We start from the raw sequence: 19,271 nt of genomic DNA, 5'->3' as shown, positions 1-19,271 counted from the left end.
TTATTAGTTTATGCCTATCACTGCCGATAAAATCTGGTATATTCTGACGGCTCTGACCCTAATCTCCGCATTAGCAGTCATTCTGGTCAGAAATCCGATGTATAGCGTTCTCTCGCTGGTCCTTACGTTTTTCCTGCTTTCCTGTCATTACTTTTTACTTAATGCACAATTCCTCGGCGTAGTAAACATGATTGTTTACGCCGGGGCAATCATGGTACTTTTCCTCTTCGTCGTAATGTTCCTGAACTTGCGGGAATACCGGGAAGAAACGAAAAATAACCTAACCAAAATTGGAGCCTTCGTCATGGGTCTGGCGATTCTGGGAGCCATTATCGCTTCGATTCGCCGCCTGCAATACCCCATGCCTCCAAGCGAGCAGTTCAATATTAAAACGGGTTATGTCGAAACCCTGGGTGATCTGTTATTCCGGGATTATCTGCTTCCTTTTGAATTAGTTACCGTCCTGTTTTTCATTGCTATGGTCGGGGCAATTATCATTGGAAAGCGTGAAAAAGGAGAGCGTCACTTCTAGGTTACGTTCTTATTCATTAGTACCAAACCCCGTATCCTCCACAGGTCTGCGGGGTTTTTCTTTTATTGCTCGCTCCTTTTTCGGTTTTTTGTGATTCGATTAGTGGATTACCCGTTTCAGCTTTTCCTGCAAACGCTAAACTCTCAACGTTTAAGAATGAAATTGTGGCAAAAAGAAGGCGTTTCGACTTCTGAAAAAATAGAAAAATTTACCGTCGGTCGGGATCGTGAAATGGATTTATACCTGGCTCCCTTCGACGTACTGGGTAACCTCGCTCACGCCCGCATGCTCACCTCCGTAGGTTTGCTGGAAGCAGCCGAACTGGGCGATCTGGAACGTGAACTGAAGGAAATCTATCAACAGATTCAGGCGGGGAATTTTGAGATTGAAGACGGCATCGAAGACGTTCACTCACAGGTAGAACTGATGTTAACCCGCAAACTAGGCGACATTGGCAAGAAAATTCACTCCGGTCGCAGTCGTAACGATCAGGTTTTAGTCGATCTGAAACTTTTCACCCGGGATCGCCTGGAGCAGATCACCCAGGAAACCAAACGTGTATTTGACACGCTGATGAAGCGTTCAGAACAGCACAAAAACGATTTGTTACCCGGTTATACGCACTTACAAATCGCCATGCCTTCGTCTTTCGGCTTATGGTTTGGAGCTTACGCGGAATCGCTGGTGGATGATGTGGCTTTATTACAAACGGCTTACCACTTCGCCAACCGTAACCCACTGGGAAGCGGAGCGGGTTATGGCTCTTCCTTCCCGCTGGATCGTCAGCAAACGACAGATTTACTGGGTTTTGAAGGACTGCACTATAACGTCGTTTACGCCCAGATGAGCCGGGGAAAAACGGAATGGATGGCTTTAACTGCCATTGCAAACCTCGCCCAAACGCTTTCGCGACTGGCGATGGATGTTTGTTTATACAACTCCCAAAACTTCGCCTTCCTGACGCTACCCGATGGATTAACAACGGGCAGCAGCATTATGCCGCACAAGAAAAACCCCGACGTGGCGGAGTTATTACGCGGTAAAACCAATCGACTGAAAGCTCTGCCGATGGAGGTAACACTGGTGCTGAGTAACCTGCCTTCGGGGTATCACCGCGACATGCAGTTACTGAAAGAAATCCTGATGCCCGCCATCGAAGAAATCTTGGATTGCCTGGACATTACGGCTTATATGCTGGAGAATATTCAGGTAAAAACGGAATTGCTAAAAGACGAAAAATACGACTTACTCTTCAGCGTCGAACGTGTGAATGAGCTGGTGATTGAAGGTGTTCCTTTCCGGGATGCCTATCGTCAGGTGGGAAAAGAAATCGGCGATGGCAGTTATACCGCTTCCCGCGATCTGAGACATAGCCATTTAGGAAGTATCGGTAACCCTGCTAATGAACAAATCACGGAGCTAATGAACGCTCAATTGCAAGGCTTTGGCTTCGAGCAGGTGCACGCCGCGATTGAACAGCTATTAGCCTAATTCGATAGCAGATTCTCCGCTGCCAGCAGAAAAGCTGGCAGCTTTGTTTTGCAATTTAATCCCTCATCACCATGGCCTTAATTCTTCCCGTTCAGAATCATAAACCCGAATTCGGGCAAAATTGCTGGTTAGCCCCCAATGCTACCATCGTTGGAGACGTGATTATGGGTGAAGACTGCACCGTTTGGTTCAACGCCGTCATTCGGGGAGACGTGAATGCTATTCGAATCGGTAACCGCAGTAATATTCAGGACGGAGCTGTGATTCACTGTACGTATCAGAAAAGTCAAACTATCATTGGCGATTACGTTAGCATTGCCCATAATGCCGTTGTACACGGCTGCACCATCGAAGACCGCGTGCTGATTGGCATGGGGGCCATCGTGATGGACGGAGCTGTGATTGGTACCGGAAGTATCATCGCCGCCGGAGCCATCGTTACCCAAAACACGATTGTTCCTCCCGGAAGTATCTACGCGGGTAACCCCGCCAAACTGTTAAAACCTGTCTCCGAAGCCGCCGCCGAGGTTTTTGACCGTACCGCTAATAACTACGTCATGTACGCTGGATGGTTTAAAGAACAGGAATGGTAAGTCTATTTTCCGGGCGTTCTGGTCTTGTTACTTGATAAGAATAACGTCTTCTTAAAAACGAATCCCATTTCTCGTCAGATTTTGCTTTAAAATCACCAACTTTGCAGCCGCTTCTCTGGCGATTTACTTTGCCTGAAAACAAGTTTGATCCTATTCATTAAAAAGGTTTTCCTGTAAACTCGGTTATCCAGCGGGATAATCCGACTTGGAAACTACCTAATGCTACTACACACATGGAGTTGTATCTTGATTCTGCTGATTTAAAAGAAATTAAAGAGGCTTTTCAACTCGGTTTCCTGACCGGCCTTACCACTACCCCTACTTTTATGCACCGCGAAGGTGTTCGTGATCTCGACGCGACCATCGTGGAGCTTTCTAAAATTGTTCCTGTTCTTCAAATCGAAGCTTTAGGTGAAACAGCAGAAGCCATCGTAGCGGATGCAGATCGTCAACTGGCTTTAGGCTTAGACCCTCAGCGTACGGTTTTCAAAATTCCAGTATCGCTGGAAGGTGTAAAAGCCTGCCGTATGTTGGTAGATCGGGGTTTGAAAGTAAACGTTCACCTCGTTTATACCATTCAACAGGCGTATATGGCAGCCGTTGCCGGAGCAACGTACATCTGCGTACTAGCCGGACGGATGCAGGATCAGGGGTACGATGCCCTGACGCTGATCGGAGACGTAGTGGAACTGGTAGACGCTTACGGTTTCGATTCGAAAGTAATGTTCTCGTCGGTTCGTAACACCGAGCACGTTCGTAACGCCATTGATCTGGGATGTCACACCATTACTGTGCCCTGGAAACTGATGAAAGCCCTGACTGAAAATAACTTCACGGCCATCGGAACGAACCAGTTCATTGAGCATACCCGTCTGATTACGGTGACCGTAGGACAGGCTATTAATAGCATCAATCCTATCGTTACAGAAGATTTATCGGTAACGGAAGCCATCGTTAAAATGACGGAATTTGGTTTTGGTTGCGTAACCGTAGTAGACGCCGCAGGTAACCTGAAAGGCGTATTCACGGATGGTGACCTTCGTCGTAAACTGGCTGAATTCGGTCGTGATATTCTTTCAAAAACCATGGGTGATTTCGAATACGGAACGCCGATTTCTATTGAAAGTACACAGTTATTGGATGCGGCTGCGGCTATTTTCAAGAAAACCAGCGTTGATACCATTCTGGTGACTGAAAACGGCAAACCTGTAGGTATGCTGGATATTCAGGATCTGAAAAACGACTAAATCTTTTTAGTTCGATAAAGCAATTGCCTCCTTTCGGATTTATGCCAGAAAGGAGGCAATTTTGTCATTACCTCATCAGTTACGATTTTCCAAAACTATGGTACTCGGAATTATCCCTGCCCGTTATGCCTCTACCCGCTTTCCGGGTAAACCCCTGATTGATATTCACGGAAAGAGCATGATTCAACGCGTCTATGAAGCCACGAAAGCCGCTAATTTCATTGATGTCATTGTGGCTACTGATGATATTCGCATCGCCGAACACGTGCAGGCTTTTGGCGGAAAAGCCGTCATTACCCGGGACGATCACGTCAGTGGTACGGATCGTTGTGCGGAAGCTCTGACTATTTATCTGGAAACTCACCATACAGGCGATACCGAGATTCAATACGTAGTTAATGTTCAGGGAGATGAGCCTTTCATTAATCCCATTCAGATTAATGAACTGATTGCGGCTCTGGATGGTAATGTAGAATTAGGCACCCAAATGCTGAAAGTGACGAGTGCCGAAACTCTTTTCGATCCGGGTGAAGCTAAAATCGTACTGAATGCCCAGGGAGAAGTGATTCTCTTTAGCCGTCAGGCCATCCCTTACCTGCGAAATGTCGATCCTGCCGAGTGGCATTTACACCATACCTATTACCGTCACGTAGGCATGTATGCCTATCGCAAGGATATTCTGGCTGAGATCACGAAACTAGCTCCTTCTCCTCTCGAAAAAGCGGAATCTCTGGAACAACTTCGCTGGCTGGAAGCAGGCTATAAAATTCAGGTCGTTGAAACCACTTACGATTCTCCCTGTATCGACACTCCTGAAGATTTGAACAAGCTTACGCATCTGTTCAACTCCTAACCGGACAGTACCTTACAGGAAAAATTGTCCGAATGCTTTCTGTTTTCAGGCTGTGTTGTACCTTTGCTGCCCTGAAAAAATCGTTTCATTCTGAATATCAACAAGTCTCATGCTTAATTTGGTACTCTTTGGCCCTCCGGGAGCCGGGAAAGGAACCCAGAGCGAAAAATTGATTGACAAATACAAGCTCGTCCATTTATCCACCGGCGATCTGCTTCGCTCTGAAATCAAAGCAGGTACCGAACTGGGTCTAAGGGCCAAATCACTGATGGATCAGGGATTACTCGTTCCTGATGAAGTAGTGATTGGCATGATCGACAACAAGCTGAAAGAGAATAAAGAAGCCGCTGGTTTTATTTTCGACGGGTTTCCCCGTACGGTAAAACAGGCAGAAGCTTTAGATACCCTTTTGGAAGAAAATGGCACGGCCATTTCAGCCATGGTAGCTCTGGAAGTAGAAGCGGAAGAGTTAACCCGCCGTTTACTGGAGCGTGGTAAAACGTCTGGCCGTCCCGACGATCAGAATGAAGAACTGATCCGCAAGCGGGTTCAGGAGTATAATGATAAAACCCTTCCAGTAGCGAATTACTACCAGAATCAGGGCAAATACTCTTCCATCTACGGAATCGGAGCCATCGAAGCTATTTTTGAGAAAATCTGCACGGCCATAGAAAAAGCTACCATTTAGTTCATCTAAAAGGCTGTGCATCGTAGGCTGTTTCGGGAAATTTACTTCCGAAACAGCCTATTTTCATTCAAAACATTTTAATCATCAGGTAGGTTTTAAAGGTAATTAACTTGCCAAAACCGCCTAATCACCTTTTCAATAGAAAGACCGCACCAAGCAGCTATCGCGGTAGCTGAGGGATAATCCTGTATCTTTGTGCAAAATTTCATTGCAAAGCAACCATAATCTTCATATCGGTGTCAGAATAACCGGATATGAGTACTTAACGAGGCTGTGACTACTAACTTTATTGATTACGTAAAAATCTGTTGCCGTTCAGGTCCTGGAGGAGCTGGATCTTCCCACTTTCGTCGGGAAAAACACGTCCCGCTGGGTGGCCCAGACGGTGGCGATGGCGGACGTGGCGGACATATAATTCTTCGTGGCAGCACGCAGGTATGGACTTTATTACACCTTAAATATCGGAAACACGTTATTGCCACCAAAGGTCAACCCGGTGAAGGCGGTCGTCGCACGGGAGCCCGGGGGGAAGATGTGTTTCTGGAAGTACCGCTGGGAACCGTAGCTAAAGACGCGGAAACGGGAGAGGTTTTATTCGAAATTACCGAAGATGGCCAGGAAGTGATTCTGCTGGAAGGCGGTCGCGGTGGCCTGGGCAACAGCCACTTCAAAACCTCCACGAATCAGGCACCACATACCTCACAACCCGGTGAAGAAGGGCAGGAAATCTGGTTCATTCTGGAGCTGAAAGTGTTGGCTGATGTAGGTCTGGTAGGATTCCCTAATGCGGGTAAATCAACCTTGTTATCGGTAGTATCGGCAGCAAAACCTGAAATCGCTGATTATCCCTTTACGACCATTGTCCCCAATCTGGGTGTGGTGCCCTATCGCGATTTCCGTTCGTTTGTCATGGCTGACATTCCGGGGATTATTGAAGGGGCCTCTCAGGGTAAAGGGCTGGGGTTACGCTTCCTGCGACACATTGAACGCAACTCTATCCTTCTGTTTGTTATTCCTTCCACTTCTGAAAATGTAGGCGAAGAATACGAAGTATTATTGAATGAATTAAGGGAATACAACCCGGAATTACTCGATAAACAGCGACTATTAGCCATTTCAAAAATGGACTTAATTACCGAGGAAGAGAAAAAAGATATCGAGAAACAAATACCTGCCGGAATACCTCATTTGTACTTCTCGGCAGTCACTCGCGAAGGGTTACGTCCTCTACTGGACTTAATCTGGGAGACGTTAAACGCTTCTCCTGCTAGTATCTAGTTTTTATAGATCCTGATTATTTATCAGGATCTATTCATTCGTTCAGCCTCAACAATCATTACCCTTCAATCAAATGCTTGCTATATCGAAAGATACTAACAGTTTTAAATGGGTTATAGTATTAAGCATTATTCCTATATTACTATTTTTTTATACTTTTTTTAGTTACGTTAGCAATATACCTTTTCAGGACGATTATGATGCCTTATTAGAACCCGTTACGGCTTTTAAAAATATGCCTCATTTTTCCTGGAATGAGTTTGTAAAAATAATCTGGACCCAGGACGACGAGCGTAGAATTGTACTGGATCGGGTTATTGCTTTACTTATTTATGCCGTTCATGGAAGTCTGGATTTACGCATTCAAATGTTCGTGGGTTTGCTTTCCATTATTGGGTTATTATACTTCTTTTATACGATTATTAAAGGAGCCCAGTTGCCTGCTATTCTCCTCCTTTGCTGTGCTTTATTATTATTTCATATTCAGTATTACGAAGCCATTTTCTGGGGAATGATTCCCCTTCAGCATATCATCGTTTATTTTTTTGCGATTGGTACTTTTTATAATCTGTATTCCCCCACGCCCGTTCGAATCATTACCGCTGTCCTGATGGGAATACTTGCCATTTTCAGTGATATAAGCGGAACCTTTGTTTTACCCGCTGGCATCGCCGTTCTGATTCTACAAAGACAGTGGAAGTACGTTGCCATCTGGGTGATAGCTATGGGTGCCATGATCTGGCTTTATTATCACAATCTAGAAATTCCGGCTTATCGGCCCAAGTTATCTGACAACTTTGCCCATCCCAAATTAATTATCTATAACTTTCTGGCATTCAGCGGTCTTCCAGCTGATGTCAATACTTTATTTGCTCATACCAACCGGGTAACCCTCATTCTGTTTGCGGGAATGATCTTTTGGGGAGTGCTGTTCTATTATGCCTTTTTATTACTAAAACACAGCTTCTTCTCGCACGATATTTATGTTTTCCCTCGCTGGAAAATTACCCTTTGGGGAAGCATTATTCACCTAAGCATTATCATTATTGCTTTTGCTGTAGGTAGAGCGATGGACGGTCCGGAGGCAGTCTTAATCAGTCGCTACAAACACATTGGATTTATCTGGTTAATCCTTATTTCTATTCTGGTATTTACCCATCTTAAATCTAACTATATACAGTTAGGAAGTAAAATTTGGCTGGGGATTAGCCTCTGTATTTTTGGCTTCAGTTATTTTGAATACCTCGCTCCACTGGACTTTTATTACAAAGAAAGGAATACAGATATATATGGTTGGCAGCATAATCGGGCATTGCCTAGTTCGCCCATTTATGTAAGTCTAAAATCTGCCGTTGATACGATTACTGAACAAGCCATAGCTTCAGGAATTTATCAATTGCCAGAACCTTATTTTTTCGATAAACCCTATCAAGTCGATTCAAGTCGTTTTCCTTTAAACGTAGATTACAACGATTCGATACTTTCCTTCCATAACGAGACCTATACGAGGAACACGGTAAAAAACGATGGGGCTTACATTGTCCTAAAAAGTGCAACTCAGAATCATATTATTCCAGGTCGTCAGAAGCGTTTCTCCTTGAAGTCTTACTTATTTTCAATGGGTAATAAGTACTATGCAAACGGATTTACAGGTAGTTTTTCAGCGGCTTATCTTTCACCAGATCAGGTCTATGATATCTATATTGTCACTATTGAAGGTCATAAAAAGCTCGTTCATCCCACCAAATACCAGATCTCAAACATTAATAGTCAAATCAGCGTTAAAGAGATTTAGGGTGGGTTCAGGTAAAGAATTTTGAGCGTTGACCATCTGTGAATGAATTTTATTCGTTTATACTCAATGGTAATCATGGAATGCCAGGAAACTGAATAGCTAGTAAGCGGATTCTATTTCCTAATGGTTATTCATAATTTTGTTAGTGAGGGCTGCCAAAACTGGTTACTCTCTTTTTTTTGAAAACCTTTAACTCATGAGGTCTTTTCTCTATACTTTTATTTTTCTTCTGGGTTACTTATTTATCCCCTTCGCTTCTGAAGCTCAGGTAGTTATTACTTTCCCAATGGAACGAATCGTTTTTCAGCGAGATAATTCCAACAAAGCTACCGTTCAGATTTCCGGTAACTATTACCAACCTGTTGATCGAATTGAGGCAAAGCTTACCCCAGTCAATGGGGGAACTGCCATTGATTGGACTACCATGTCGCAGGTTTCCAATGGCTTTTTTTCCGGCTCTGTTTCGGTGACAGGCGGCTGGTATAAACTTGAAGTCAGGGGCGTGAGCGGCAGTACAATTGTGAATGCTCAGGCTGTAGAGCGAGTAGGTGTAGGCGAAGTTTTCGTCATTGCCGGACAATCCAATGCTCAGGGTGTTACTGACTCTCGCATTACTCCATCTGAACCAAATGATGATCGAGTTACTATTGCCGATGCTTCCAACTATGCTAATGGGGACAGTAGTACAGAGCCTACTTTTTATTTATATAATAGTATTACTACAGCTTCTCCAAGTTATCCCCAAATTCCTAGCTATAAGAAAATGTCGGCTAATGATCGCCTTGCTCCGGTAGGATTTACAGCCTGGTACTGGGGGAAGGTAGGGGACGCTTTAGCTCAAAGGTTAAATGTACCCATTCTCTTCTATAATACATCCTTTGGATCTACCACTGTTAAAAACTGGCGAGAGTCATCCGAAGGTAAGCGTACTCAAAACCGTTACTGTACCACTTGTGGTGAAGCTAGTTACTTTCCTACTGGTTATCCTTATGACAACCTCAAAAACACGCTTAATTATTACGTTTCGTTAACGGGTGTCCGTTCGGTACTATGGCATCAGGGCGAAGCTGACGATGCAACCTCTCAGACTCCTACTTCCCAATACGTAAGTGACTTAACTTTGGTTATTCAAAAAAGTCGGGCCGATATAGGTTATAACCAGCTTAGCTGGGTAGTCGCTCGAGCCACCTACAACTCTGGTTTAACCTGGCAACCTGTCATTGATGCCCAGAATCAGGTTATTTCCTCAGTAGCTAATGTATACGCAGGCCCTAACACGGATAATGTTGCTATTCCACGTCTGGGACCTCCATATGATGTACATTTTACGACCAATGGTCTATCATCAGCAGCAGAGGTTTGGGTTAACTCCCTTCTAACGTCTAACGTACTTACTAACTCTACTCCCAAGCTGGCTAACCCTCTGGTGAACATAACGGCTACCTGTGCTTCTAATAACTCGCTTACGCTCAGCGTCCCCAATCAAAATCCATATAGCTGGAGTAACGGACAAGCAGGAGCTAGTATTACCGTCGGTTCTGGGAATGCTTATATGGCTAAAATCAAGAACGGTAACAATACTATTTTTTCTTTCCCATACAAGGTGCCCGATCGTCCGGCTATTGGAGGTAATATATTACAAGACGGCTCAAGTGTTTATTATTGCGAAGGAGTAACACCTACCCTGGCGTCTAACTATAACACGGGTAATACCTGGAGTAATGGAGCGACTACTCAGAGCATCACTGGAACGACTGGAGAAACGTATACGCTTACGTATAAAGATGTTCTAGGCTGTACTTATACTTCTGAATCCATTACCCTGGGACAACGCCCAAGACCATCCCAACCCAGCATCACGGCTGATGGAGCTCTCAGTTATTGTGCGGGAACAGATCGCACACTTACAACGACGCAGGATGCTGCGGGTTATATCTGGAGTAACGGGGCCAATACCAAGAGTATTAAACCCCAAACTAGCAGCACCTATTCCGTACAAATCATTGATGCGAATCAGTGCCGCTCGGTTGCCTCTGCCGGCATTCAGATTACAGTTAATCCCATTCCGGCGAAACCTACCATTCAGGCTAATAGAACTATCGATGGCACCCGTACAGTAACGATCTGTGCTAACGAATCCGTAGAGTTAACCTCCAGCACTTCTGAAGGAACGTATCTATGGAATTACAACAACGCTACTACTTCCAGTATTACGACCAACACCGCTCGTTCTTACCAGGTTCAGACCATTAGCACGGCAAATTGCCCCTCGCCTAGCTCTGATCCTGTGTTGGTAAAAGTCAACGCATTACCAGCCAAACCAACAGCTACTGTAGTTTCAGGCGTTTTAGCTTTTTGTGAAGGCGGTACCGTAACACTCCGAGCAAATACCACTCAAACTCCTTCCTGGATATTAGCTGAACAAACGGTGTCATCTACGGCTTTGGTTACGGCTAAAATTAGTGGTGACTATTACGCTCAGGCTACGGATGCCAATGGCTGTAAAAACCGTTCTGATAAGGTAACGGTATCGGTTCGTCCAAATCCAGACGTTCCTAAAATTGCTCAGGTAGGTCCTTACACTTTACAGGCTCAGGCTAATGTGCCCGGAACCCGAAATTCATGGATTAATGGTTCTGATACCAGTACATTTAATTCCGTGTATTTCAAACCTTTAAAAGAAGGAACCTACCGGGTAAAAAGCGTGATTGAATATAACATTGCTCCCGTTGGTAAATTCGAATGTACTTCGGCCACCTCAGCAGCATTTACTTATGCTTACGATGCTAATCAGGATGGATTTGTGGTTTATCCAAACCCGAGCCCAACTGGAGCATTCACGCTGGAGACTAAAGAAAACTGGCAAGGGGCTGAGGTAAGCGTTACAACGATGTCAGGAACTGTAATTTATAATGGCCGGATCAATGAGTTCAACGAACGTAAATTCATCGATCTGGGACGCTTACCGGGTATTTACATTATACGGTTAAAGGCCGACGGCTTCGAAAGAAGTAAGCGTTTGACAATAGTACCTTAGAAATAGTACTTTACGAAAAACCGGACGCTAGTAACGTCCGGTTTTTTTATGCCCAGCCTATTAATCTAGCGGAACAGAAACTGGTCTTTGCCTATCGTTAACTCTTGACCTTGTGTATTTTCATACTATCCATCTCCTACTTCAACTATATACCTTGCTAATTACATATTCGAGTGGTTCATAGCGGAACTGTGAATATTGATGTTAGTACTATCGTGACGTAATTGGTAACGGATATTCATGCAGTGCTATACTAGTTATAAGTCATCTTTGAGGGTCAGCTTTTGTTTCTTCTTTAGATCATTCGTTTACTTAGCCCTTAAAACAGAAGCAGCTCATCTTTCGATGAGCTGCTTCTGTTTATAAAACTGCCTAAGTATTAGTTCTTAGCAGGAGCTGTAGATGCTTTAGCACCAGCTTTTGGTTTTGCCGTAGCTTTAGGCTTCGTCGCAGGAGCGGGAGGATTCAGGATACGGTTCGCTTCCGCGTTCTCAGGATCAAGTTCGAGAATCTTTCTCATGTACTCTCTTCCTTTGTCATTATTCTTCGTTACGAGGAAGTGATAAAGAGCGATATAACGGTTAGCTTCAACCATCTCACGCTTATTCTTCACAGTATCAGCTTGCGTAAGATACTTCTCGTAATAAGGTAACGCAATGCTTCTGTCACTTAAAATGACGTTGGCACGTGCTTGCCATAACGGTGTAGAGTTAGCAATGGCCTGAATAGCCTCTTTCTGATCTTCCGTTAACTGCGTATTGCTCTTAACCGTACTATCAGCTAATCTACCCATTTTGTCAAAGGTAGCAACTGCCTGAGGAATCACCGTTGAATCTTTCGACGTCGAAATGTAGTAGTAATAAGCTATTCCTTCACGATAGTAATCCGCATAAGTAGGCTTACGATCAGGACGACTTTCTTTCCAGGCAATTGATTGCTCGTAAGCTTTCACTGCATCACCATAACGCTTCTGAGCTTGACGAATCTTCGCAATCTCTTCGTAGTTATTGAAAACAGTATCACCTAAAGCAGCAGCTTTTTCAAAATTTAAAACGGCTAATGAATCTTGCTTCAGCTCACGGTAATCAATTCCTAAGTAACGGTGATCATCTGGATACACCTTCTTAGGATTAGATTTCAGAAGCGTCTCCAGGTTGTTAGCACCATCCTGGTATTGACCAAGCTCCGTCAAAGACCAACCCTTGATACGAGGCAGATCGGGATCATTTACTTTACCTTCAATTTTAGTCAGAGCGTCTACCACTTTCTGATATTGCTGGGCAAGGAAAGCAAATTTCACGTAACGAAGCGTCACGTCTGGCGACTCTTCTGAATACTGAATATATTTATCTAAGTTTTCTGCCGCATTCTTGTAATTTCCAGCGAATAACCAAAGCTCAGCAAACTCCCAGTATACAGGAGCGAATTTTTCGTCAGCTTTAATGGCATCGTTAAAAGAGGTTTGGGTATTAGCGTAGTTTTTACCACGCTTCCAAACACGTCCCATACGAGTATTGGCCAAAGCAGCCATTTGGGGATCTGTTTGCAAACGAAGAGCTTCTTCGAAAGCAGAAATAGCAGGCCCCCCTTCGTTTTTAATCAGGAACGCATCTCCTTTTACCAGTTGATACTCAGGACGATCTTTGTGCTTCTTCAAAGCAGCAATCTGATCAATGTAAGTTATCGCCTTACCAGGGTCGTTAGCTTGTCCTTTTTTAGTAAATAAGGTATACACCTCAGCAGCACGCCACAGAACGTCCTCATCACGGCTTTTTGTTTCCGCCAGAGCCTGATCAATCAGAGCCGTAGCTTCTGGTAATTTACCCTGACCTAATAAAACGCCAGCTTGTCCTACCTTATTAAGTGCAAACTTGCCCTTTGGATCATCGGCTACTCCTTTGTCAAAAGCAGCTTTAGCTTTGTCTAGGTACTCAGCAATTTTTGGACTGCCTTCCTCTTCGGCACTAGCCAGTCTTAAGTAGTAGTAACCTAAATAAAACTGATTTTCAGCAGAGGGAGAAGAAGTCGCCGCCTTTTCAAGAGCCTCGCGGGCTGAACCAAGACGGTCTCCTTCTAGTGCTTTTAGAGCTCCTGCAACTTCGGGAGATTGGGCAAAAGAGCTCGTTACACCCAAGGCCAGCATCCCGGCTACCAGTAACAGCGATTTGAATTTCACTCTCATCGTAGAAGAAAATTGGGTTTTGGGAAGGTGATACCTTACGTTAAACAATTTAAAATAAACAATTCGAAATTACTGCAATATACAGTGATTCTGAAAAAAATTAAATAATAATCTTTAGTTACAACACTTACGTTGCCAAATGTAATTACTATTCTAACGAATAAACTAAAAAAATAGTTACATTTTTTATTAAAAAAGATTAATTTTTAATTCTCCTAGCATTTAGTTCTTCAGCCTGAATGCTAAAAATTACGGGTCTCAATGAGTCTAATCACTTGGGTGGCAGGTAAAAGTCCACTTTTTAGTACAATCCGTTGTCCGGGATCAGAGAGTACGTAGTTGATGAAACCTGTACCCAAGCCTCTTTTGGCTTCTTTTGTGATCAGATAAATATTTCTACTTAGGGGGTACTTCTTCAATGCAATGGCATACTGGTAAGGCTGAATATAGTCTTCCAGATTTGCCGAATACTTTGGAGCAACTCCCATTACTTTAATTCCTTTGGTAAAGGTGGGGTGTTCGGGATCATCAATATCACTGATCCAGTTCACTCCTATCACGCCAACGGCTCCGGGTGTTTTCTGTACATACTCAATTACTTCCTTATTGGATTTCACTGCGAACAAAGGAGACTGTTTTTTATCCGCAATTTGTAACGTATCTAGTAAATATTGAAGGTTACTAGAATTATCGTTATCCAGCACCAGCGTGATTTTACTGTTGCTTTTACCGTATTTAAGCTGATTCCATTTCGTAATCTTTCCATGCATTACCTCTTTCAGCTCTTCGACTGAAATTAGGGTATCTTTGGATGAACCATGGGTAATGAAAGCAATGGCATCCGTAGCCATGTGCAAAGCTCTATACTTCAGGTTCGCTTTTTCAAAGACTTCTTTTTCGTCCGGCTTTAAATGGCGGGTAACCACAGCCAACCGAGTGGAATCCTTTAACATTAACTGAATAGCAGCTAGCTCAGGTACGTAGACCGTATTAACCTTCGCGTACTTGGTTTTTGCTTCGAAGGCTTCGGTTTCCGCCTGAATGATAGGCTTCAAAGATTCATCAACTGAAATCGTAATTTCTCCTCTGGAAACAGTTTCTTCTGATTGTTTATCTCCAGACTGGCAGGCCGCCAAAGCCACAGTCATTAATAAGAGGCTTTGAGCAAGATAAGACTTCACAGTTTTCATGACGATTAAGTATACTATTGTTCTTTTTGATTTCTTAGCCATCGGCGATAAGCCCAATAAATCTTTAAAAGACTATACCCAATGAATAATCCTCCTAAAAGCTGGGCGACTGGTTCCGATAAAATTCCACTAGCGGCAAAAGTAGGTGCTGAGTCAATCAAATAGAATCCCATTGCACCGTATCCTAGGGGAATAATAAAGCCAATCAAATCATTAATCTGTTCATTAGCTGGTCTAGGCATCGCTTTCTAGAAAAAATGGGTCAGATCCAAAAGATGCTGACCCATTATTATAATAAAGTAACTATTGTCTATTACTCAAGTACGAATGAAATCGGCAGGTTAAAGCGAGATTTCACAGCACGACCTGATTGACGACCTGGTTTCCAGCGTGGCATAGACTTAACTACACGCATAGCTTCCTCATCACAACCAAAGCCTAAGCCTTTTTGTACCTGGATATCAGAAATACTTCCATCAGGAGAAACGATGAAGCTTAAGAACACTTTTCCCTGTACGTTAGCACGCTGAGCGGCTGCGGGGTACTTGATGTTTTTACTTAAGAACTTGTACATTTCAGATTCTCCACCAGGGAATTGAGCTTGTTGCTCTACTACTGTAAAGACTTCTTCTTTAGCAGCAGGCTTCACCTCAATTACTTCTTCTTTCTTCTTACCAGTTCCTTCCTCGATGGCTACAATTTCCACAGCGTTAGGATCCCCTACTACTGTTTCTTTACCAGCCTGAGCATCAACCAGCTCCGTTTGCTTGGGAGGCTCAACATCGGGTGGCACTTCGGTATCCTCCTTAATTTCGGGAGGCAAGAACGCCGTTGTACTCATCACCGGAACTTCTGGTGGTGGTGGTGGTGGTGGTGGCGGTGGTGGTGGCTGATTTTCTTGTTCTGGCGGAGGAGGAAGCTCTGACATTTCAGCCAGCTTTACTTCTACCTCTTTTTCTTCACCTGCAATCGTTGCAGCAAGCAAACGAGCAGCAAGGAAGGCCGCAACAATCAAAAGAGCAATACCAGTGGCGATCAGGGCATTACGAGACGTCCGGCGACGGAGGTCGTATGCACCATACTCCTTATTACGATCTGCAAAAATCAGATCCTCTAAGGTGGTATCGTTGGTTATTTTGATTATTCCTGCCATGATAATTAGGCAAATTGTTTAAAGTTCTAAGATATTGACTCAAAGTTAAAACTAATAATTTAGTTTTACAACTATTTTATTAGTTTTGTTTGATTACTTACCTGCTTCTGCTTTGTCGATAATTTTAATATCGTTCAAATTGATATCGGTAATACCGTATTTGTCGATTTCAGAGATCGCCATTTCGTCGAGTACATCTACTAAAGATTTGTAAGAAGCCTCATCTTTAGATTTGATAACTACGAAAAACTTATCTCCAATTTCAGCCTTTTTACGACGAAGGACGTCACGGAGACCTCCGCTAGCAGCAAAAGACGTTTTCTCAACCTGAGTTGTTGCTACATCTTTACCCGTTCCCTGATACCAATACACTGTATCTTCGCCATCTTTTTTCGACAACAATACGGTGATTGCTTCAGATTCCTTGATGGGAGAAGTTTGCTTTTGTTTTTCGTCCTGGTCTTTAGCCGGCATACCCAAGAACATGGTCACCGGTTTTTGTAAGGTAGTAGTCAGAAGGAAGAAAGTAATTAATAAAAAGCCCAAGTCTACCATGGGGGTCATATCTACACGAGTAGATACCTTTTTACTGCGGACTTTACCACCTTTGTCATTCCCACCACCTTGTGCTATCTCTGCCATTGCGTTGTTAGTTTAAAGAATTTGAAAGCGAACTTTCAAGTTCTACATGGAAGTGGGTTTAGTTTCCTGACCTGTGATCAAATTAAAGTTGTTCACGTCCTGCTCCTGCATGGTAGCAATTACTTGCTTCACAACTTTGTAGGGAGCATTCTGATCTGCTTTAATCAACACTTTATACTTAGCACCCTGGCTGCCGAAATACTGACGAGCGGTTGCAACCCAGTAGAATAGTTCGTTACGAACGGAATCACTAGGAATACCTGGCTGTACGCCGGGCTTGTTACGCTCAGCAGGATCCATATCCAAGATCTGTTTCATGTTAGCCATTGGAGCACCGAAGTTTTCTGATAAACGGAAAGCTTCTTTTTCGGGATCCGTGAAGGCCACATTATAACGCTTAGACATTTGTTCCAGCATACCCAGACGTACCTGGTGGTTATCAACCCCCATGAAAATCTTTCCATCAGCCGAAACCAGAACCGTAATCACATCGATTGCGGCTAAGGGCTCCTGGGCTACGGAGTTAGGAGTAGTAACCTGAACAGCCTCCTGAGGACGCATCTTCGCTGTTAAGATGAAGAATGTTAACAGCAAGAAAGCTACGTCACACATGGCAGTCATGTCCATTGATACTCCATGACGTTTTACTTTAACCTTTGCCATCGCTACACTGTTTTTATTTTATAACTAAACGTTTCGTTGATCAAAATTATTGGTTCTTCTGAGAAAAACTTCATAACTCTGACAAATTTTAAAGAAGCTCAAACTTCTTTAACAACGCCTAGTAATGAGCAGCGTAGTTGTTAGTGATGCTCAGACCAATTTCATCGATGTTGTAAGTGATACCGTCGATGATGCTGGTGAAGTAGTTATAAGCGATCAAGCAGATAGCAGAAGTACCGATACCTAAAGCTGTGTTTACAAGAGCCTCAGAGATACCAGCAGCCAGAGCCGCTGAATCCGCACTACCTGACTGACCCATGGCAGCGAATGAACGAAGCATACCTAATACCGTTCCGAGCAGACCGATCAGCGTTGCTACCGAAGCAAGCGTTGCAATGATCGTCAGGTTTTTCTCTAAAGAAGGCATTTCTAAGCTTGTAGCTTCTTCGATTTCTTTGCTCAGAGCAACCAGTTTTTGTTCTTTGTCTAATTCAGTGTCAGTAGTTAGTTGCTGATATTTTTTCAAAGCAGCGTTTACTACGTTACCAATAGAACCTTTTTGTTTGTCACACTCTTTCAATGCTCCGTTGATGTCATTTTGGTTCAACAGAACTTGTACTTTACGAACGAACTCATCGATGCTGCTAGTTCCTTTCGCTTTGCTAAGCGTGAAAAGACGCTCAATTGTAAAAGTTAAAGAAGTTAAGAAACAAGTAAACAGAATGGGTACGATAAAACCCCCTTTGTAAACGATACCGAAGAAATCGCCTGGCAGTGGCTCATTGTTATGATCTCCTCCTTCAAAGTGGCTACCATCGCCTAAGTACAGGTGATAGAAAGCTTCAGCAACAATAAACAGAATCAGGATAATTAAACCAGACGAAATGCCCCCCGACTTCTTCTTCGGAGCAGCAGCAGGCTTGGCAGCGGGAGTAGGGGTCTTGGTAGTGTTACTCATTAGTTTGGTAATTTTAGGGTTTAGTGAAACTTTGGTTTGTTGGTGTAAAGAAAAATAAAATTTGATGTTCTACGCAACTACGAAAGATAATTTTGTTTTTGTTCCTCAAAACCGAGTAATGATTCAGCAAATCTACTGTTTTTTTTCTCAATCCCGACGTTAAGGTTTTGTGAAAAATTTTATGAGTTTTTAATAAAATTGTATTAATTAAAGAATATCACAGTGATAAATCGACCAAATCAGTATTTTTCTGAGACGACAAATTCTGTGAGTTTAACACATTTTTTACTGGACCAAACGTCTTTCGGTGCCAATCGGTTACTCCAAACTCTAATAACCCCTTCAAATGCTTCGCTGTAGGATAGCCTACATTCTGCTCCCAGCCGTACATTGGATACTCCAGAGATAGCTTTTCCATGAACGCATCCCGATAGGTCTTTGCCAGAACCGAAGCGGCGGCAATTGACGCATAAATTCCGTCACCTTTGACGATACAGGTATGCGGAATCATGGGATAAGGCGTAAATCGGTTTCCATCGACTAGTAGATGCTCGGGCTGGGCTTTAAGTTGCTCCACGGCCCGATGCATGGCTAAATAACTTGCCTTGGCAATGTTAAACTGGTCAATTTCAGCGACACTTGCTTCCGCAATTACCCATGCTATTGCTTCTTTTTCAATTTCTAGTCGTAACCGTTCCCGTTGGGCCCGTTTTAACTGCTTGGAATCGTTTAAAAACTCATTACTATAATCTTTCGGTAGAATCACCGCAGCGGCGACTACTGGCCCTGCTAAACACCCCCGTCCTACTTCATCGAGTCCTGCCTCAACGCTCCCCAAATGATAGAATGACTTTAACATGAATTCTATGCGTTGGTTCGAAAAGTGGGTCTAAAACTAATGTATAAACAGCTAAATATTCAACAATACTATCATAAACTTCGTAATCATAATACATTTTTTTACTAAAA

17 protein-coding genes are annotated in these 19,271 nt (G+C 43.4%); 9 read left to right on the top strand and 8 right to left on the bottom strand.

The annotated features are described in order from the left end of the window. Nucleotides 1-10 precede the first annotated feature (10 nt). The 9 genes from QE390_RS11645 (at nucleotide 11) to QE390_RS11605 (ending at nucleotide 11,514) form a co-directional block, all read left to right on the top strand. Entirely contained in the window at nucleotides 11-532 is a 522-nt protein-coding gene (locus tag QE390_RS11645; protein WP_106638495.1) for an NADH-quinone oxidoreductase subunit J, read from the top strand. Between the two features lie 156 nt (nucleotides 533-688). Further along, entirely contained in the window at nucleotides 689-2,023 is a 1,335-nt protein-coding gene (argH, locus tag QE390_RS11640) for an argininosuccinate lyase (protein WP_307142260.1), read from the top strand. 71 nt (nucleotides 2,024-2,094) lie between these two features. After that, nucleotides 2,095-2,616: a gamma carbonic anhydrase family protein gene (locus QE390_RS11635; protein ID WP_307142259.1), complete on the top strand. Its 522-nt coding sequence runs from the start codon at nucleotides 2,095-2,097 to the stop codon at nucleotides 2,614-2,616. 233 nt (nucleotides 2,617-2,849) lie between these two features. After that, nucleotides 2,850-3,863, top strand: a complete 1,014-nt coding sequence (locus QE390_RS11630) for a transaldolase family protein (protein ID WP_106638498.1) — start codon at nucleotides 2,850-2,852, stop codon at nucleotides 3,861-3,863. A 97-nt stretch (nucleotides 3,864-3,960) separates the two neighbouring features. Continuing rightward, a complete protein-coding gene (kdsB, locus tag QE390_RS11625) occupies nucleotides 3,961-4,716 on the top strand; it encodes a 3-deoxy-manno-octulosonate cytidylyltransferase (RefSeq protein WP_307142258.1) in 756 nt (251 codons plus the stop codon). A gap of 109 nt (nucleotides 4,717-4,825) precedes the next feature. Then, on the top strand, nucleotides 4,826-5,404 hold the full coding sequence (locus QE390_RS11620; protein WP_106638500.1) for an adenylate kinase: 579 nt from the start codon (nucleotides 4,826-4,828) through the stop codon (nucleotides 5,402-5,404). Between the two features lie 273 nt (nucleotides 5,405-5,677). Continuing rightward, on the top strand, nucleotides 5,678-6,682 hold the full coding sequence (obgE, locus tag QE390_RS11615; RefSeq protein WP_106638501.1) for a GTPase ObgE: 1,005 nt from the start codon (nucleotides 5,678-5,680) through the stop codon (nucleotides 6,680-6,682). Between the two features lie 235 nt (nucleotides 6,683-6,917). After that, nucleotides 6,918-8,477 carry a hypothetical protein gene (locus tag QE390_RS11610; protein WP_307142257.1) on the top strand — a complete coding sequence of 520 codons (1,560 nt, stop codon included), beginning with the start codon at nucleotides 6,918-6,920 and terminating at the stop codon, nucleotides 8,475-8,477. 196 nt (nucleotides 8,478-8,673) lie between these two features. Continuing rightward, nucleotides 8,674-11,514 (top strand): sialate O-acetylesterase, encoded by a 2,841-nt coding sequence (locus QE390_RS11605; RefSeq protein WP_307142256.1) that lies wholly within the window; start codon nucleotides 8,674-8,676, stop codon nucleotides 11,512-11,514. Nucleotides 11,515-11,893: 379 nt separating this feature from the next. Here QE390_RS11605 and QE390_RS11600 read toward each other — a convergent pair whose 3' ends face one another. The 8 genes from QE390_RS11600 to QE390_RS11565 all read right to left on the bottom strand — a co-directional run bounded on the left by QE390_RS11600 (nucleotide 11,894) and on the right by QE390_RS11565 (nucleotide 19,161). Continuing rightward, on the bottom strand, nucleotides 11,894-13,696 hold the full coding sequence (locus QE390_RS11600) for a tetratricopeptide repeat protein (RefSeq protein WP_307142255.1): 1,803 nt from the start codon (nucleotides 13,694-13,696) through the stop codon (nucleotides 11,894-11,896). A 242-nt stretch (nucleotides 13,697-13,938) separates the two neighbouring features. Further along, nucleotides 13,939-14,886, bottom strand: coding sequence for a PstS family phosphate ABC transporter substrate-binding protein (locus QE390_RS11595; protein WP_307142254.1), 948 nt, complete (start codon nucleotides 14,884-14,886; stop codon nucleotides 13,939-13,941). A gap of 14 nt (nucleotides 14,887-14,900) precedes the next feature. Then, nucleotides 14,901-15,128 (bottom strand): hypothetical protein, encoded by a 228-nt coding sequence (locus QE390_RS11590; protein ID WP_106638507.1) that lies wholly within the window; start codon nucleotides 15,126-15,128, stop codon nucleotides 14,901-14,903. Between the two features lie 71 nt (nucleotides 15,129-15,199). Next, complete coding sequence (locus QE390_RS11585) at nucleotides 15,200-16,039, bottom strand: energy transducer TonB (RefSeq protein WP_307142253.1); 840 nt, start codon at nucleotides 16,037-16,039, stop codon at nucleotides 15,200-15,202. Between the two features lie 93 nt (nucleotides 16,040-16,132). Beyond that, a complete protein-coding gene (locus tag QE390_RS11580) occupies nucleotides 16,133-16,681 on the bottom strand; it encodes a biopolymer transporter ExbD (protein ID WP_307142252.1) in 549 nt (182 codons plus the stop codon). A 42-nt stretch (nucleotides 16,682-16,723) separates the two neighbouring features. After that, on the bottom strand, nucleotides 16,724-17,344 hold the full coding sequence (locus QE390_RS11575; protein ID WP_106638509.1) for a biopolymer transporter ExbD: 621 nt from the start codon (nucleotides 17,342-17,344) through the stop codon (nucleotides 16,724-16,726). A gap of 118 nt (nucleotides 17,345-17,462) precedes the next feature. After that, on the bottom strand, nucleotides 17,463-18,302 hold the full coding sequence (locus QE390_RS11570) for a MotA/TolQ/ExbB proton channel family protein (protein ID WP_106638510.1): 840 nt from the start codon (nucleotides 18,300-18,302) through the stop codon (nucleotides 17,463-17,465). A gap of 217 nt (nucleotides 18,303-18,519) precedes the next feature. Beyond that, nucleotides 18,520-19,161: a ribonuclease HII gene (locus QE390_RS11565; protein WP_106638511.1), complete on the bottom strand. Its 642-nt coding sequence runs from the start codon at nucleotides 19,159-19,161 to the stop codon at nucleotides 18,520-18,522. Nucleotides 19,162-19,271: the final 110 nt, after the last annotated feature.

Origin of the sequence: Siphonobacter sp. SORGH_AS_1065, assembly GCF_030818595.1 — a bacterium.
Classification (GTDB): domain Bacteria; phylum Bacteroidota; class Bacteroidia; order Cytophagales; family Spirosomataceae; genus Siphonobacter.
The sequence above is the reverse complement of the archived record's forward strand: the minus strand, read 5'-3'. Positions and strand labels throughout refer to the sequence as shown.

Coding starts and splice junctions, on each gene's coding strand:
- QE390_RS11645 (WP_106638495.1), top strand. CDS start 11: ATGCCTATCACTGCCGATAAAATCTGGTATATTCTGACGGCTCTGACC.
- argH (WP_307142260.1), top strand. CDS start 689: ATGAAATTGTGGCAAAAAGAAGGCGTTTCGACTTCTGAAAAAATAGAA.
- QE390_RS11635 (WP_307142259.1), top strand. CDS start 2,095: ATGGCCTTAATTCTTCCCGTTCAGAATCATAAACCCGAATTCGGGCAA.
- QE390_RS11630 (WP_106638498.1), top strand. CDS start 2,850: ATGGAGTTGTATCTTGATTCTGCTGATTTAAAAGAAATTAAAGAGGCT.
- kdsB (WP_307142258.1), top strand. CDS start 3,961: ATGGTACTCGGAATTATCCCTGCCCGTTATGCCTCTACCCGCTTTCCG.
- QE390_RS11620 (WP_106638500.1), top strand. CDS start 4,826: ATGCTTAATTTGGTACTCTTTGGCCCTCCGGGAGCCGGGAAAGGAACC.
- QE390_RS11610 (WP_307142257.1), top strand. CDS start 6,918: ATGCCTCATTTTTCCTGGAATGAGTTTGTAAAAATAATCTGGACCCAG.
- QE390_RS11605 (WP_307142256.1), top strand. CDS start 8,674: ATGAGGTCTTTTCTCTATACTTTTATTTTTCTTCTGGGTTACTTATTT.
- QE390_RS11600 (WP_307142255.1), bottom strand. CDS start 13,696: ATGAGAGTGAAATTCAAATCGCTGTTACTGGTAGCCGGGATGCTGGCC.
- QE390_RS11595 (WP_307142254.1), bottom strand. CDS start 14,886: ATGAAAACTGTGAAGTCTTATCTTGCTCAAAGCCTCTTATTAATGACT.
- QE390_RS11590 (WP_106638507.1), bottom strand. CDS start 15,128: ATGCCTAGACCAGCTAATGAACAGATTAATGATTTGATTGGCTTTATT.
- QE390_RS11585 (WP_307142253.1), bottom strand. CDS start 16,039: ATGGCAGGAATAATCAAAATAACCAACGATACCACCTTAGAGGATCTG.
- QE390_RS11580 (WP_307142252.1), bottom strand. CDS start 16,681: ATGGCAGAGATAGCACAAGGTGGTGGGAATGACAAAGGTGGTAAAGTC.
- QE390_RS11575 (WP_106638509.1), bottom strand. CDS start 17,344: ATGGCAAAGGTTAAAGTAAAACGTCATGGAGTATCAATGGACATGACT.
- QE390_RS11570 (WP_106638510.1), bottom strand. CDS start 18,302: ATGAGTAACACTACCAAGACCCCTACTCCCGCTGCCAAGCCTGCTGCT.
- QE390_RS11565 (WP_106638511.1), bottom strand. CDS start 19,161: ATGTTAAAGTCATTCTATCATTTGGGGAGCGTTGAGGCAGGACTCGAT.